This is a genomic window from Streptomyces crystallinus, from assembly GCF_039521265.1.
GTDB classification, from domain to species: domain Bacteria; phylum Actinomycetota; class Actinomycetes; order Streptomycetales; family Streptomycetaceae; genus Streptomyces; species Streptomyces crystallinus.
The window spans coordinates 534118-548996 of sequence record NZ_BAAACA010000014.1 but is presented as its reverse complement, the minus strand read 5'-3'; the positions used below and the strand labels follow the sequence as shown (position 1 = coordinate 548996).

The 14879-nt window shown below is 73.0% G+C and carries 15 protein-coding genes; all 15 read right to left on the bottom strand.

From position 1 onward, the window contains the following. Positions 1-15: 15 nt before the first annotated feature. Positions 16-1092 (bottom strand): inositol-3-phosphate synthase, encoded by a 1077-nt coding sequence (locus tag ABD236_RS13100; protein ID WP_344073731.1) that lies wholly within the window; start codon positions 1090-1092, stop codon positions 16-18. 109 nt (positions 1093-1201) lie between these two features. Continuing rightward, on the bottom strand, positions 1202-2194 hold the full coding sequence (gene hyg17, locus ABD236_RS13095; RefSeq protein ID WP_344073730.1) for a Myo-inositol dehydrogenase Hyg17: 993 nt from the start codon (positions 2192-2194) through the stop codon (positions 1202-1204). Then, positions 2191-3486: a glycosyltransferase gene (locus ABD236_RS13090; RefSeq protein ID WP_344073729.1), complete on the bottom strand. Its 1296-nt coding sequence runs from the start codon at positions 3484-3486 to the stop codon at positions 2191-2193. The genes hyg17 and ABD236_RS13090 overlap by 4 nt, the downstream gene beginning before the upstream one ends. Positions 3487-3511: 25 nt before the next feature. Continuing rightward, a complete protein-coding gene (gene fabG, locus ABD236_RS13085; protein WP_344073728.1) occupies positions 3512-4252 on the bottom strand; it encodes a 3-oxoacyl-ACP reductase FabG in 741 nt (246 codons plus the stop codon). Next, positions 4249-5292: a cysteine peptidase family C39 domain-containing protein gene (locus tag ABD236_RS13080; protein WP_344073727.1), complete on the bottom strand. Its 1044-nt coding sequence runs from the start codon at positions 5290-5292 to the stop codon at positions 4249-4251. The genes fabG and ABD236_RS13080 overlap by 4 nt, the downstream gene beginning before the upstream one ends. Next, positions 5289-5579 carry an acyl carrier protein gene (locus tag ABD236_RS13075; RefSeq protein WP_344073726.1) on the bottom strand — a complete coding sequence of 97 codons (291 nt, stop codon included), beginning with the start codon at positions 5577-5579 and terminating at the stop codon, positions 5289-5291. Before ABD236_RS13075 ends, ABD236_RS13080 begins: the two co-directional genes overlap by 4 nt. A 93-nt stretch (positions 5580-5672) precedes the next feature. Further along, positions 5673-7031, bottom strand: coding sequence for a class I adenylate-forming enzyme family protein (locus tag ABD236_RS13070; protein ID WP_344073725.1), 1359 nt, complete (start codon positions 7029-7031; stop codon positions 5673-5675). Then, on the bottom strand, positions 7028-7783 hold the full coding sequence (locus ABD236_RS13065) for a 3-oxoacyl-ACP synthase (RefSeq protein ID WP_344073724.1): 756 nt from the start codon (positions 7781-7783) through the stop codon (positions 7028-7030). Before ABD236_RS13065 ends, ABD236_RS13070 begins: the two co-directional genes overlap by 4 nt. Next, positions 7783-8901 carry a beta-ketoacyl synthase N-terminal-like domain-containing protein gene (locus ABD236_RS13060; protein WP_344073723.1) on the bottom strand — a complete coding sequence of 373 codons (1119 nt, stop codon included), beginning with the start codon at positions 8899-8901 and terminating at the stop codon, positions 7783-7785. The genes ABD236_RS13065 and ABD236_RS13060 overlap by 1 nt, the downstream gene beginning before the upstream one ends. Beyond that, the gene (locus tag ABD236_RS13055) at positions 8898-9149 is read right to left on the bottom strand and encodes an acyl carrier protein (RefSeq protein WP_344073722.1); all 252 of its coding nucleotides are present in this window, start codon (positions 9147-9149) and stop codon (positions 8898-8900) included. Before ABD236_RS13055 ends, ABD236_RS13060 begins: the two co-directional genes overlap by 4 nt. 2 nt (positions 9150-9151) lie before the next feature. After that, positions 9152-10387: an aspartate aminotransferase family protein gene (locus ABD236_RS13050; protein WP_344073721.1), complete on the bottom strand. Its 1236-nt coding sequence runs from the start codon at positions 10385-10387 to the stop codon at positions 9152-9154. A gap of 67 nt (positions 10388-10454) precedes the next feature. Continuing rightward, positions 10455-12194 carry an N-acyl-D-amino-acid deacylase family protein gene (locus ABD236_RS13045; protein ID WP_344073720.1) on the bottom strand — a complete coding sequence of 580 codons (1740 nt, stop codon included), beginning with the start codon at positions 12192-12194 and terminating at the stop codon, positions 10455-10457. Next, positions 12187-13131 (bottom strand): FkbM family methyltransferase, encoded by a 945-nt coding sequence (locus ABD236_RS13040; RefSeq protein WP_344073719.1) that lies wholly within the window; start codon positions 13129-13131, stop codon positions 12187-12189. Before ABD236_RS13040 ends, ABD236_RS13045 begins: the two co-directional genes overlap by 8 nt. Continuing rightward, positions 13128-14180 (bottom strand): GDP-mannose 4,6-dehydratase, encoded by a 1053-nt coding sequence (gmd, locus tag ABD236_RS13035; protein ID WP_344073718.1) that lies wholly within the window; start codon positions 14178-14180, stop codon positions 13128-13130. The genes ABD236_RS13040 and gmd overlap by 4 nt, the downstream gene beginning before the upstream one ends. 46 nt (positions 14181-14226) lie before the next feature. Beyond that, positions 14227-14766 carry a hypothetical protein gene (locus ABD236_RS13030; protein ID WP_344073717.1) on the bottom strand — a complete coding sequence of 180 codons (540 nt, stop codon included), beginning with the start codon at positions 14764-14766 and terminating at the stop codon, positions 14227-14229. Between the last annotated feature and the right edge of the window lie 113 nt (positions 14767-14879).

Sequence of the window (14879 nt, the reverse complement as noted above, 5' to 3'; positions counted from 1 at the left end):
CTTCTTCCTCCTCGGTCATGCAGGGGGCGCGGAGATGAAGGCCTCGACCGCGTCATGGGCCTCCGAGTCGCGGTACTGCTCGGGCGGTGACTTCATGAAGTACGACGACGGCGCGAGCAGCGGACCGCCGATACCCCGGTCCAGGGCGATCTTGGCCGCGCGCACGGCGTCGATGATGACACCCGCCGAGTTGGGCGAGTCCCACACCTCGAGCTTGTACTCCAGCGACAGTGGTACGTCCGCGAAGGCGCGCCCCTCCAGGCGCACATAGGCCCATTTGCGGTCGTCGAGCCACGGCACGTGGTCCGACGGGCCGATGTGCACATCGCCCGTGCCCAGGGTGCGGTCGAGCTGCGAGGTCACCGACTGGGTCTTGGACGTCTTCTTCGAGACCAGCCGCTCGCGTTCGAGCATGTTGCGGAAGTCCATGTTGCCGCCGACGTTGAGCTGCATGGTGCGTTCGAGGTGGACCCCGCGGTCCTCGAAGAGGCGGGCCAGCACCCGGTGGGTGATGGTGGCGCCGACCTGCGACTTGATGTCGTCGCCGATGATCGGCACCCCGGCCTCGGTGAACTTCGCCGCCCACTTCGGGTCGGAGGCGATGAAGACCGGAAGGGCGTTGACGAAGGCGACACCGGCGTCGAGGGCGCACTGGGCGTAGAAGCGGTCGGCCTCCTCGCTGCCGACCGGCAGATAGGAGATGAGGACGTCGGCCCGGGTGTCGCGCAGTACGGCGACGACGTCGACCGGGTCCTCGGCCGACTCCGTGACGGCCTCGCGGTAGTAGTGGCCGAGCCCGTCCAGGGTGGGCCCGCGCTGGACGTCCACTCCGGTGGGTGGGACGTCGCAGATGTGGATGGTGTTGTTCTCCGAGCGGGTGATGGCGGCGGAGAGGTCCTGTCCCACCTTCTTGGCGTCCACGTCGAACGCGGCGACGAACTCCAGGTCGCGCACGTGGTAGCCACCGAACTCGACGTGCATCAGACCGGGGACGCGCAGGGCGGGGTCCGCCTGCGCGTAGTAGTGCACTCCCTGTACGAGCGAGGCGGCGCAGTTGCCGATGCCGGCGATGGCCACGCGGATCTTGCCCATGGTTTTCCCTTCGCGGAGGTGTCGAGGACCAGCGGTGGTGGGTCAGCCGTCAGGGATCGACAGCCGTGGGTCGAGCGGGGGTTGGTGTGAGGGAGCCCCGGCCCCTGTGTCAGAGCGCCACCGGCACCGAACCCGTCCTGGCCGAGCGCTCCGCCGCGAGCGCGCAGCGCAACGCCTCGTACGAGTCGCGCCAGCCGCCCGCCGACGAGCTGGCGGGGCCGCCCGCGGCCTCGGCCAGGAACGCCCTGACCTGTTCGCGGTAGGCGAGGGCGAACCGGTCCCAGTAGCCCCGGAACCGCGAGGTCTCCACACTGCCCGCCCCGGGCGGCTGCGCGCCGGTCAGCCCGGCCTCCAGATTGCCCTTCTCGCCGAGGACTTCGGCCCGTACGTCATAGCCCACCGGCTGCCAGCGGCCCGCCGAGAGCGCGGCGAGGGTGCCGTCGTCGAGGCGGACCGCCGCCGTGACCGTGTCGAAGTCACCGATGTCGGCCAGGCCCGGGCCGGAGAGCGCCGAGCCGTCCGCGACGACCTGGACGATCCGGCGGCCGGTGAGCCACCGCACCATGTCGAAGTCGTGCAGCATCAGATCGGTGAAGATCGAGCCGCTCTCGCGCAGCCGGGCCAGGGGCGGCATCGACACGTCGTGCGAGACCAGCCGGAGCAACTGCACCCGTCCCAGCTCCCCGCTCGCGGTCCGGGCCCGCAGGTCGGCGAAGCCCGGGTCGAAGTGGCGCTGGAAACCCACCCACAGCGGCACGCCGCGCTCCTCGGCGCGAGTGCCCAGCGCCTCGGTGCGGGCGAGGTCGATGGTGAGGGGTTTCTCGCACAGGGTCGCCACCCCGGCGTCGATCAACGCGCCCACGAGCTCCGGGTGGCTGGTGGTGGCGGCCGTCACCAGCGCCGCGCCACAGCCGAGGGCCGGCAACTCCTCCACCGAGTCGGCGACGGTCCGCGAAGCCGCGCCCCGCGCGAGTTTCTCGGCGCGGGCGCGGTCCGCGTCCACGCAGACCACCCGGTAGGGGCCCAGTGTGTCGAGGTGGTCGGCGTACATCGCGCCGATCTGACCGCAGCCCACGATCCCGACGACCGTCTGCGCGCTCATCGGCCCGCCTCCGTCGTGTCCCGTACGGCCGAGTGGGCCAGGGCCACCAGGTCCGCCGCCTGACGGCACTCGCGCAGCCGGGCACCCCAGTGCTCGGCCCTCCGGGTGAAGGTGGGGTCGCCGAGCACTTCGGCGATGCCCTTGCGGATGTCGCCGGTGCGCACGCACGGCTGGTCGGACGGGCCCGAGTAGCGGTCGCCGAAGGCCAGCCGGCCGTACGGGGTGGTCTCACTGGTCCGCAGCAGCACCCCGGAGCCGGTGTCCTCGACCAACTGCCGGCCGTTCATCTCCTGTTCGGACATGAACGGCATCACCACCTGCGGCTTGCCGTGCAGGAGCGTGGCGAGCACGGTCGCCGAGCCGCCGTGGTCGACCACCACGTCCGCCCACTCCAGCGGTGTGTCCAGACCGGTGAAGCCGGCCACCACGACGTTGCCGGGCACCTGGAGGCCGCCCTCGAAGGCGAAGCCGCTGGACACGTACACGCTCCACGGCTGGTCGGCGCAGGCGTCCAGGACGTTCTGCAGCGCCTGGCGGCCCACGGTCCCGCCGCTGCCGATGGTGACGTACACCTTGGGCCGGTCGGTGTGCGGGGGAGGAGGTGCGTCGGAGACCGCAGGCGGGTTCCAGTACATCGGTCCGACGTAGTGCAGGGTGCCCCGGTGCGGCGGCCCGTCGAGCGGCTCCAGGGCGGACAGGCTGGACACCAGGGTGACCTCGCCCCACAGCAGGTGCTCGGCGCGCTCCACCGGGCCGAGCCCCAGCTCGCGCGAGACCCGGTCCCACACCGGCAGGCTGGAGGGGTGCGGCAGCAGGTCGCGCGGCGCGACCGTGGACCACGGCATCCAGCCGTTCCCCCGGGGGGTGATGAAGTCGGCGTCCGCGAGGGAGACCACGGGGATGCCCGCGGCCCGGGCGGCGAGGGCCGCGGTGGGGCACATGTCAATGACGACGAGGGTCGGCCGGTACGCCTCGATCAGCCGGGCGTCCGCGGCGACCCGGCGCCGCACCCGCTCGGCGCGGTGGTAGGTGGCGGCCACCGCGAACACGCGCTCCACGTCCGCGAAGGGCAGATACGGCGGCATGGGGTGCCGGTCGGGCGGGCGGGGTGCCTCCGGTTCGGAGTCCAGGACCGGGAAGCCGGCCTCGCGCACCATCGTGGTGATGCCGCAGTCCGCGAACGCTACCTCGTCGCCCGCCGCGGCCAGCGCCGAGGCCAGGGCGAGACAGCGGCCGGTGTAGGCCGCGCCGCCGCCCCAGCCCCAGGGGAAGAACAACACTCGCTCGGTCACATGTCCTCCTGCTCGTCGGTCGCCTTCATGTCGTCAGCCCGCCGTCCACCGCGATCACTTGCCCGGTGACGTAGGACGCCGGGGGAGAGCACAGGAAGGCCACCACCGAGGCGATCTCGTCGGCCCGGCCCGCCCGGCCGAGCGGGGTGCGCTCCAGCACCCCCTCCCGCGCCCGGGAGTTGAGGCCGTCGTGGGCGGGGGTGTCGGCGATCAGCCCGGGCGCCACGCAGTTGCAGGTGATCCCGTACCGGCCGTACTCCCTGGCGGTCGTCCAGGCCAGCCCGTGCAGCCCGGACTTGGTGGCCGCGTACGCCGCCTGGCCCGGCTGGCCGCGCAGCCCCGCCACCGAGGAGACGAGGACGACCCGGCCGCCGCCGTGCCGTGTCATGGCCCTCACCCCGGCCTTCAGACAGCGGAAGGCGCCGCTGAGGTTGACCGCGAGCTGGTCGTGCCACTCGTCCTCGGCCACGTTCAGGAGCAGCCGGTCGCGGTGGACCCCGGAGTTGACCACCAGCGCGTCGAGCCGGCCGAACTCCTCCACGACCTTCTCCACCAGGTGTTCGCCGCTGTGCGGGCGGGACAGGTCGGCGGTCAGGGCGAGCGCGGCGGCGCCCGCCTCGCGCAGCTCCTCGACCACGGCCGCCGCTGCCTCCTCGTTGCGGTGCGCGTGCACCCCGACGGCGTACCCCGCCTGGGCCAGGGAGTGGGCGATCGCCCGGCCGAGGGGGCCGGAGCCCCCGGTCACCAGGGCCGCCCGGGCGCTCATGGCGCCGCTTCCTCGCGTACGGGGAAGCAGGTGCTCTCGATCTGCGCGAACCGGTCGCGCAGCCGGCCGGCCGCACCCGGATCGGCCGGCCCCTCCCGGCCGCCCGCGGCGACCAGGGCCGCGTGCAACCGGTCGAGCGCGGCGCGCAGCGGCCGGCCCAGCTCCAGGACGCGTGGGTAGACCGCGAGCGGATCCGGTTTCTCGTGCGCCGCGATCAGCGCGATGCCGAGCCGCTTGGCGTGCACCCGGGCGTCGAGGGCCGCCTGCCGCACCGCCGCCAACTCCGGTGGCAGCGCCAGGGGTTCGCCGGGTGCGGGGGCCACGGCGAGGGCGTTGGCGTAGATGAACAGCTGCGGCTGGATGTCGCCCAGTACCAGCACGTGCAGGGCTCTGGCGGTCACCGCTTCGAGGCCGGTCGCGGTCAGTTCGTCGAGGAGGGCGCCGAAGGCGTCCGCGCCCACCGACAGCAGGGCGGTGTCGCGGTGCAGTCGTTCGGCGAAGTACTCCCCCGGGTCGCGGTGATCCGGCGCGTCGGTGACGGTCACCGTGCCCACCCAGGTGAACAGGGCCCGCAGGTCGGGCGTGAGCGTCCAGCGCCTGCGGAAGCCGTCGGCCGGGTCGGCGTCGGTGTCCAGGACCGTCATCACGCTGTCGGCCGCCGACCAGTCCACCGCCAGGACCGCGTGGTCGTGGAAGTGGAAGCGTCCCTCGTACACATCGCCCGGCAGGTGGAAGCGGTCCGGCAGCACCATCACCGGCTCGCCCGCGCCGAGGCGCTCCAGGACGAACGGAACGTTGCGGCCGCCGTCGTCGAACTCGGTGCGGTACTCCACCCGGCAGCCGTCGAAGTCCTTCGCCAGGTCGCGGCCCACCGGGTCGAGCGGCCCGTTCAGCGCGCGGGCGACCGCCAGCGGGTCCAGGCCCCGGAAGTGCAGTACGGACTCGACGCAGCGCAGTACGCAGTTGAGCCCGTCCAGCGCCCGGTCCTGCCACCCCAGCGCCCCCAGCTGGTCGAACCGCGGGGTCGTCGTGGCGGTCACCGCAGCTCTCGCCCCGCCGTGCGCGCGCGGGCCACCAGGGTGTCGGCCAGGTGCCCCAGGTTGGCGAACGCCGTTCCGTCGGTCTCCTCGCCGCTGTAGGGCACACCCCACTTCTCCTCGAAGCGGGAGAGGACCACGATCAGGTCGAGCGAGTCCATGCCTATCTCGTCGAGCGTGGTGGTCTCGTCGAGCCGGTCGGGCAGATGGGGGCGTTCGGCGAGGACGGTCGTGATGAGCTCCATGACGCGCTCGCGGTCGATCGGCTGTGCGTCGGCACTGTGGGTCATGTCCTTCTCTCCCTCTTGCTGTCGCGCGGTGGTGTGTCGGTGGGCCGGGTGGGGGTGCGGCGCCCGGGGGCGTACGAGCACCCCGGCGGTGTGTCAGGCGCCCTCCTCGATCAGCAGGCCGCGGCGGATCTTCCCGCTGCCCGTGCGGGGCAGCCGGTCGACCCGGCGGATCACCGTGGGCACCTTCACCGTCATCAGGTGCTCGGCCGCCCGGCGGCGCAGCGCCGCCGCGTCGAACTCCTCGGCGCCCGCCTCGACGAAGGCCCACACCTGGTTCTCGCCGGAGGGCCCCGGCCGCCCCACCACGGCGCAGTCGTCGACGCCGGGCAGGGTCCGCAGGACGTTCTCCACCTCCAGCGGGGAGACCTTGTTCCCGCCGATGTTGATGAGGAGGTCGCTGCGGCCGGTGAGCCGGAGCCCGTCGTCGTCGAGCACCCCGAGGTCGCCGGTGGCGACCCACCCCTCCTCGTCGGTGAGCGGCACCGCCTGCCCCTCCTCCATCCGTACGGGGGACAGCCCGGGGAAGCACGCGAGCACCGGCCCCGGCTCGTCGCCACCCGCCTTGAGCTTGACGCCGGACAGCGGGTGTCCGACGCTGCCGCCGCCTCCGGCGGGGTGCAGGGTGAGCTGGCCGAGCTCGGAGTTGCCGTAGTGGTCGTGGACGGCGATGTCCGCGGCGTGCCAGGCGGCCACGGCCTGGGCCGGGAGGGCCTCGCCCGCGCTGACGCACCGCTTCCAGGAGCCCGCGCGCGCCACCCCGCCCCGGCCCCACCAGTCCAGGACCAGCGGAACGCTCTGCAGGACGGTGGGCCGGTGGCGCTCGACGAGGGCAGCGGCCCGGGCCGGGGTGAGCGGCCCGGACGGGATGAGCTGGCAGGCCCCGGCCGACAGCACGGCCAGGGTGCCCGCCTCGATCGCGTAGCTGTGGCCCAGCGGGCTGGTGGTGAGCACCACGTCGTCGGCGTCGATCCCGAGCCCCCGTGCGAACGTGGCCGAGTTGTGCAGGGTGCCGGACCACTCGCGGGCGATCACCTTGGGACGGCCGCTGGTGCCGGAGCTGGTGACCGCGAAGGCGGGTTCGCCCGTGCCGGGCGCGGACGGCCGCAGCCGGGTCACCCCGAGCGCGTCGATGCCGAGTTCGGCGCCGAAGTCGGCCAGCGCGGCCGAGCGCTCCGCCTCGCCCGCGCGCTCCTGGAGGACGAGTACGGCCGCGTGCAGCGAGGTCGCGGCGGCGAAGTCGACCACCGATTCCAGCGAGGAGGTCAGCACGACGCCGGTCCGGGTACCGGCGCCGACTCCGGCCCCCCTCAACTCCCGTACACGACGGGTGACTTCGCGCTCAAGCTCCGTGTATGTCACCGTGCGCCGCTGGTCCACCAGGGCCGGGCGCTCGCCGCGCCCGGCGCGGCGGTGGCCCGCGAGGACGTCCGCCAGTGTGTCGTCCACGGTCATCCCTCCTTGTACGCGGTGCAGCGGTAGCCGTGCCGGCGCCCCGCCACCGTCACGGTCGCCGTGCTGGATGCGCCGTCGCCGGTCAGCAGCTCGGCAAGCTCCGCCAGGGGCGCGGTCGCGCGGACGTCGGCCGACTCCCTCGGCGGCGGGCACGTCCGGACGGGGTCGAGCCGGGCCAGCACGCGGGCGCCCCGCTCCCGGGCCCGCGTGGCCCGCTCCAGGACCAGGAACGCCGCCCAGCCGGTCACCGGGCCGCCGCCCATGGCACGCGCGGCGGCCGGGCTGAGCATCTCGTACGCGCCGCACAGCACCGGGCCCTCGTCCGCGAGGCGGAGCCGGCGCTGTGCGACGGCGAGGGCCTGGAGGCCCGCGCCCGGGCCGAGGACGGTGGCGCAGTAGCCGCGCAGCCGGTGGCGCAGACAGATCAGCGAGGTGACGCCGTGCGCGTTGAAGTACAGGAAGGACTCGGGTGCCAGCGATGAGCGGGCGCCCGCGTCGAGCCGGGCGCGCATGGTCTCGGCCACGTGCCCCGCCCCGTACCCCGAGCCGATGACACAGGCGGTCCCCTCCGCGTCGGGGGCTCCCGCCCCGGCGAGGGCGTGGCCCGCCAGCTCGGCGATGCGCTCGGGCAGTTCCCGCGTCCACTTGTTGACGTCCTGCCGGCCCTCGGCGCCCGCCGCGTGCGCCTCCCACAGCTGGGCCGTCTCGACCTCGCCCGAGGCCACGGCGGTGATCACGACCTGGTCGTCCATCAGGGCCTCCGGAAGACGAGCGCGGTGTTCATCCCGCCCAGACCGCAGGACACGCTGAGCGCGGTCCGCAGGCCGGGCAGCGGCCGGGGGCCGTCCTCCAGGACCAGGTCGAGGCCGGCGCAGAGCGGGTCGACCGGCTCGGCGCCCCAAGTCGGGGTGACCGCGCCGTGCGCCAGTGACAGCACACAGGCCATGGCCTCGACCGCGCCCGCGCCGCCCTGGAGGTGCCACAGGACGCCCTTGACGCTGTTGACCGGGATCGCGGACAGCCGGGGGCCGAACACCGCGCGCAGCGCCTCGATCTCGGCGGTGTCGCCGCGGCGGGTGCCCGGCCCGTGGGTGTTGACGAAGTCGATGTCCTCGGGGGAGAGGTCCGCGTCGGCCAGCGCGAGCCGCGCGGCCAGCTCGATGCCGTCGGCGCCGGGGGCGGCGAGGTGGCCGGTCGCGTTGGTCATCCCGCAGCCGGCCAGGACGGCCAGGGGTGCGGCGTCCGGCCCGGCGTCGCCGAGCGGTTCCAGGCGGAGCACCGCGGCGCCCTCGGAGACGCCGATGCCCCGCCGCTCGGTGCTGAAGGGCCGGCAGCCCTGCGGGCCGAGCGTGCGCAGGGAGTTGAGCCCGAGGAAGGCCATGTCCGTGACCGCGTCGGCGCCGCCGACCACGGCCGCGGGCGCCTCGCCGAGCGCCACCAGGTCGCGGGCGACGGCGATGGCGGCGGCGCCCGAGGCGGAGGCGTTGGTGATGGTCAGGGCCTCGCCGCCGAGCCCGGTCCGCTCGGCGCAGGCCCCGGCCAGATCGCCGGTGAGGTGCCCGGGCCTGGGCGGCACGACCCCGGGGTCGGTGGTGCCGAGGACCAGGGCGACGCGCTCGCGGTCGACGCCGTCCAGGGCTTCCAGGACGGCCGTCTCGGCGAGGTCGAGGGTCCGCCAGACGCCGTCCCCGCCGGTGTGGCCGGGCACCCGGCCCGCGGCGGTCAGGGTGGCCCCGGTGGCGTCGAAGTCCGTGATCGGCGGGTGGTGCGCCTGCCCGGTGGCCAGCGCCTCCCACAGCGCGGGTACGCCCACGCCGCCCGGGCCGCACACACCGAGTGCGGTGACGGCGACCGCGCTTGTGCCGCTCATCGGCGCGCTCCCCGGGCCAGCGCGGTGGCGAGCGAGCTGATGCTCGCCGACTCCAGTACGGCGTCGTCGGGCAGTGCCACTCCCAGCTCCTGCTCCAACTGGCCGATCACCGCGATGAGTTGCACCGAGTCCACTCCCGCCGGTGCCAGTGGTTCGGTGTCGCTGAGCCACGGCAGGCCCGGCTCCTCCTGCAACTGCTGCGCGAGTTCGGCCCGTACCCGGGCCCGCATCGCCTGCTGGGCGTCCATGCTCAGGCCACCTTCGCCGCGGCGCGGAAGGCCTCGTCGCAGGCCGCCAGGGTGTGGTCGAGATCCGCGTCGGTGGTGGCGCCGCAGATGAACCAGTGGTGCGTGGGGTGCAGCAGCACGCCCCTGCGGGTGGTGTTGGTGAAGAACGTGTCCTGCGTGAGCCGTGCGCGGGCCGGGTCGGGGTGGGTGAAGGTGAGGAAGGGCATCTGCGGCACGCCACGCACCTGGGCCGGGACACCGTGGCGCCCGATGAGCTCGCCGAGGCCGGTCTGGAGCCGGACGCCCAGGCGCCGTACGTGCTCCAGGACGCTGCCGTCGGCGAGCCGGTCCATGGTGGCGACCGCCGCGGCCATCGCCACGGTGTTGGAGTAGAAGGTGGAGGAGATGTGGGTGCGGCCGACCATGGCCATCACATCGGCCCGGCCGGTCAGCGCGGACACCGCCCAGCCGTTCGCCATGGCCTTGCTGAAGGTGGCCAGGTCGGCCCGGACCCCGAACAGCTCCTGGGCGCCGCCGAGGGCCACCCGGAAACCGGAGCGCATCTCGTCGAAGACCACCAGCGCCCCGTGCTCGTGCGCCAGGTCGACCGCGCCCTGGAGGAAACCGGGCTCGGGGCTGTCGAGTTCGAACGGCATCAGCAGCAGACAGGCCACCTCGCCGGGGTGCGCCCGGAAGACCTCGCGCAGGCTGTCCAGGTCGTTGTACCGGAAGGTGTCGACCTGGGTGCGCACGGTGTCCGGGATGCCTCCGGGGCGCTGCGCGGCCCAGTCGTGCCAGCCGTTGTAGCCCCAGCGCACCACCCGGTCGCGTCCGGTGAAGGCACGGGCCAGGCGCACCGCCGCGCTGGTGGCGTCCGAGCCCGTCTTGAGCAGGAACACCCGCTCGGCGCCCGGGACGATCTGCACCAGCCGCTCGGCGAGCTCGATCTGGGTCCGCTTGCGCAGGGTGATCGAGAAGCCCTCCTCGATCTCGCGCAGCGCGGCCTCGGTGACCACCGGGTCCGCGTGCCCGAGGATGATCGTGCCGTACGCCAGGATGTAGTCGAGGTACTCGTTGCCGTCGGCGTCCCAGATGCGGGCGCCCCTGGCCCGCTCGCCGTAGACGGGGTAGGCGCCGTCCACCAGCCGGTCCCGCTCGATCACATAGTCCTTCTCGGACAGCGTCGCGTCCACGAGACGGCCGCGGGCGAGCAACTTCATGGAATTGTCGAGCCGGAGCGCTTCGGAAACGTCGGTCACGGCGTGGTCCCCTCTGTAGCTTGACGTCCTTCGTTGTCCCTCTGACCGGTACGGCGCCCGGGCGCGCTCACCGGGCGGTCCGGGCCGAGCGGGTGCCGCGCACGAGCCTGCCGGGCAGTGCGCCGGTCGCCTCGCCGTCGCGGAAGGTGATCTCGCCCGCGACCACCGTCGCCGCGTAGCCGTCCGCCCGCTGGATCAGCCGTCCGCCGCCCGCGGGCAGGTCGTGGACGAACTCGGGGGAGCGCAGGCTGAGCCCGTCGAGGTCGATGACGTTGACGTCGGCCCGGTAGCCGGGGCGCAGCAGCCCGCGGTCGCGCAGCCCGTACAGCCGCGCGGGCTCCCAGGTCTGCTTCCTGACGACGTACTCCAGCGGGAGCCGCGCGCCCCGGCTGCGGTCGCGCGCCCAGTGGGTGAGCATCGACGTCGGTGTGCTGGCGTCGCAGATGAGCCGGCAGTGCGCGCCGGCGTCGCTGAGGCCGAGGACCGCCTGGGGGTGCAGCAGCATCTCGCGGATCGGGTCGAGGGTGTACTCGGTGTAGCCGAGGAGCGGGCGGAAGATCATGCCGCTGGTCTCCTCGGAGGTGAGGAAGTCGTAGATCAGCGCCTCCGGGTCCTGGCCGGTGCGCCGGGCGAGGGCGTGGAAGGACTGGTCGGCGGCGGGCTCGTAGTCGGGCGCGGTCGCGGTCATCGGGAAGTGCCGCTCGTAGCCCTGCGGGAAGAGCGCGGAGCGCGGGTCGGCGTTCTCCGGCTGTTCGGCGAGGATCCGCTCGCGCAGCGCGGGGTCGCGCATCGCCACCCGGCGCTCGGGAGCGGGAAGATGGGCGATCTTCTTGTAGGAGGGCCGTTTGTGGAAGGGGTGGGTGGAGTCCAGGCTGATGATGACGCTGAACGGGCGCCCGGCCACCTGCGGGTGCAGATCGGCCCCGTCCGCCACCGCGTCCTCGGCGATCTGGAGCAACTCCCGCCAGCCGTCGCGGTCGTTGTCGTTCTGGAACAGCCCGAAGGTGACCGGGCGGCCGACGGCGGCCGACAGGCGGCGCATCCACGTGATCTCGCCGAGCGGGTCGTCCACCTTCTCGCCGCCCGCCCCCAGCGGCACCAGCTGGAACACGCCCGTCCCGGCCTCGCCGAGCACCCCGCCGAGCGCGAACAGCTCGTCCTCGGCGGCGAAGGTGCCGGGCACCGGGGCGCCGGTGATGGCGAGATGGGTGAGGGTGCGCGAGGTGGAGAAGCCGATGGCGCCCGCGTCCAGGCCCTCGCGCACCAGCGCGCGCATCCGGTGCAGATCGTCCTCGGTCGGCGGCTCGTTGTCCGCGCCCCGCTCGCCCATCACATAGGCGCGCAGGGCGCCGTGCGGGACCTGCGCGGCCACGTCGAGCACCCGGGGCACGCGCTCCACCGCGTCGAGGTAGTCGGGAAAGCTCTCCCACTCCCAGGTGATGCCCTCGGAGAGCGAGGCGCCGGGGATGTCCTCCACGCCCTCCATCAGACCGATCAGCCAGTCGTGGCGGTCGGGCCGGGCCGGGGCGAACCCCACCCCGCAGTTGCCCATGACCACCGAGGTGACACCGTGCCAGCAGCTCGGGGTGAGCTGGGGGTCCCAGCTGACCTGCCCGTCGAAGTGGGTGTGGATGTCGACGAAGCCGGGGGTGACGAGGTGGCCCTCGGCGTCGATCTCGGTGCGGCCCCGGTCGGTGACCCGCCCGACCCGGGTGATCACACCGTGGTCCACGGCGACGTCGGCGGTGCGCGCGGGGATGCCGGAGCCGTCGCACACCGAGCCGTTGCGGATGATCAGGTCATGCATGGTGATGCGGACTCCTCGTGTCGGGTGAGTGCCACTGGCCCGCCGGTGCGAAGAGCAGGTTCTGGTACTCGTAGTGCTTCTGCGGCCGGTGGGGCACGGGGGTTCCGCCGCGCAGCTCCCACGGCTCGTACCCGGCGGCCGTCAGGGTGTCGACCAGCTCCCGGCTGGAGGGCGCGCCGGCCACGTCGAGGTCGCCGACCTCCAGGGAGATGACGGGCCGCTGCTCGTGGAGCAGGTCGTGCATGCCGGTCAGGACGTGGGCCTCCGCGCTCTCGGTGTCGATCTTCACGAAGTCGACGGCGAGGCCCTCGGCCCGTACGAAGGCGTCGAGGCTGAGCGCTTCGACCGTGAAGGGCTCGGAGGGGATCCGGGCCCGTACCGCGTCCGGCAGCCGTGCCTCGAAGGCGGAGTTGTAGGCGCTGTAGCCGAGGCCGTGGTCGAAGAAGACGAGTTCCTCCTTCCTGGACCAGGCCGCCGCGGCCACCACCGAGGCGTTGGGCAGCCGGTCGGCGTTGGCCCGCAGCACCGAGAGCGTGGAGGGGGTTGGCTCGAAGGCGACCACCGTGCCGGTGGGGCCGACCAGGTCGCTCGCCCACATCGTGTAGTAGCCGATGTGGGCGCCGACGTCGAGCACGGTCGAGCCGGGCCGCAGATGGGAGAGGAGGAAGGCGGTGAGGTCGTAGTCCACGAACCCGTACCGGTGCAGCGAGATGGACACCTCCTCGGGGAGCGCGATGGACATCTCGCGGCCCCAGAAGGTCCGCGCGGTCGAGGGCGCGCCCTCGCCGCGGTGGCGACGCTCGCGCAGGGCGCGGGTGGTGGGGAAGGTGGTCCTGACCGGGTGGCGCAGCCGCTGGGCGAGGCCGCGGACGCCGGAGGTGTGCGCGCGCCGGTCGAGCGCTGCCCGCCAGGCGGCGCGGTCGGGTGGTGGGGTCACAGCCGGCTCCGTGTCTGCTCGTGGTGGGCCCGGGAATCCGCGAAGGGGAGGGCGGACACCGGTTCCCGGCCGCTCGACCCGAGCCGGGCGAGCTCGGCGTCCACCATGATCTGGGCCAGCCGCTCGACGGAGGTGCGCGCGCTCCAGCCCAGGGCGGTACGGGCCTTGGAGGCGTCGCCGATGAGCGAGTCGACCTCGGTGGGGCGCAGATACGCCTCGTCGTAGCGCACATGGCTCCGCCAGTCGAGGCCGACGTGGGAGAAGCAGTGCTCGGCGAACTCCCGCACGGTGGAGCCGACTCCGGTGGCCAGGACGTAGTCGTCGGGCTCGTCGCGCTGGAGCATCCGCCACATGCCCTCGACGTACTCGGGCGCGTATCCCCAGTCCCGGACGGCGTCGATGTTGCCGAGGTAGAGGTGTTTCTCCAGGCCGTTCCTGATGCGCGCCGCCGCCCGGGCGATCTTGCGGGTCACGAAGGTCTCGCCGCGCCGGGGCGACTCGTGGTTGAAGAGGATGCCGTTGACCGCGAACAGCCCGTACGCCTCACGGTAGTTGCGCGTCATCCAGTAGCTGTACACCTTGGCGGCGCCGTACGGGCTGCGCGGGTGGAAGGCGGTGTGCTCGTTCTGCGGCGGCGGGGTGGCGCCGAACATCTCCGAGGACGAGGCCTGGTAGTAGCGGATGTCCCGGGCGCTCATGAGGATGGCCTCGAGCAGCCGGGTGGTGCCGATCCCGGTGATGTTGCCGGTGTTCTCCGGCTCGTCGAAGCTCACCCGCACATGTGACTGCGCGGCCAGGTGGTAGACCTCGTCGGGCCGGATGCGGGCCAGCAGGGTCACCAGCCGGCTGGCGTCGCTGACGTCGCCGTAGTGCAGGATGAGCCGGCGCCCGGCGTCGTGCGGATCGCGGTAGATGTGGTCCAGGCGGCGGGTGTTGAAGGTGGAGCTGCGCCGGACTATGCCGTGGACCTCGTAGCCCTTGTCCAGCAGCAGGTCGGCGAGATAGGAGCCGTCCTGGCCGGTGATTCCGGTGATCAGTGCGCGCTTCACGCCGACTCGCTCCGGAACGGGGATGTGCGGAAGGAATTCATGTCCGTCAGCCGTCCTTTTCCTCGGGTTCCAGAGATTCACGGGATTCCAGCGGTACGAACCGGGGGTTGAACCTTTCGTGTACGTACACCCGGCCCGAGCCGCCGCAGTCGATGATGTATTCCTTGCTGACGCAGGCGGGAGAATCGCCGCCGAGTGGCCAGGTGTCCCGTGACACGGCGAGCGGTTCGCGTTTCAGTGCCAGCCCCACCTTCTTGAGATAGGGGCCCAGGAGTTCCTCGGGCGGCGGCACCAGGCGGTCGCTCTCGCGTCCGGCTATGACGACCCGGTTCACGCTGATGACTTCTTTGCCGGGGGTGAGGATCCTGGTCTGGCGGTCGACCACCAGGGCGTCGGGTGCGGCGCCGAGGATGTGGCACCCGATGCGCCGGACCTGGGCGGCGGGCACCTGTTGTTGGTGGTCGACCCGTACGCTGAGCCGCTCGCCGACCAGGGCGTCGAGCAGCAGGGTCGTCGATCCGTCCGCGCAGACGAGCATTCTCGTCTGCGGCGGAGCCGAGGAGAATTGATTCAGCCGTTCCGTCATATCACGACCGTTCCACGCCGAAAGGCGGACCAGAAAACGTGAGTCGCACTGCTGATTTCTTCGATGATCAAGTGCCAAAAGGCTAAGAGCCGGGGAAGTGGAGGGTCAAGCGG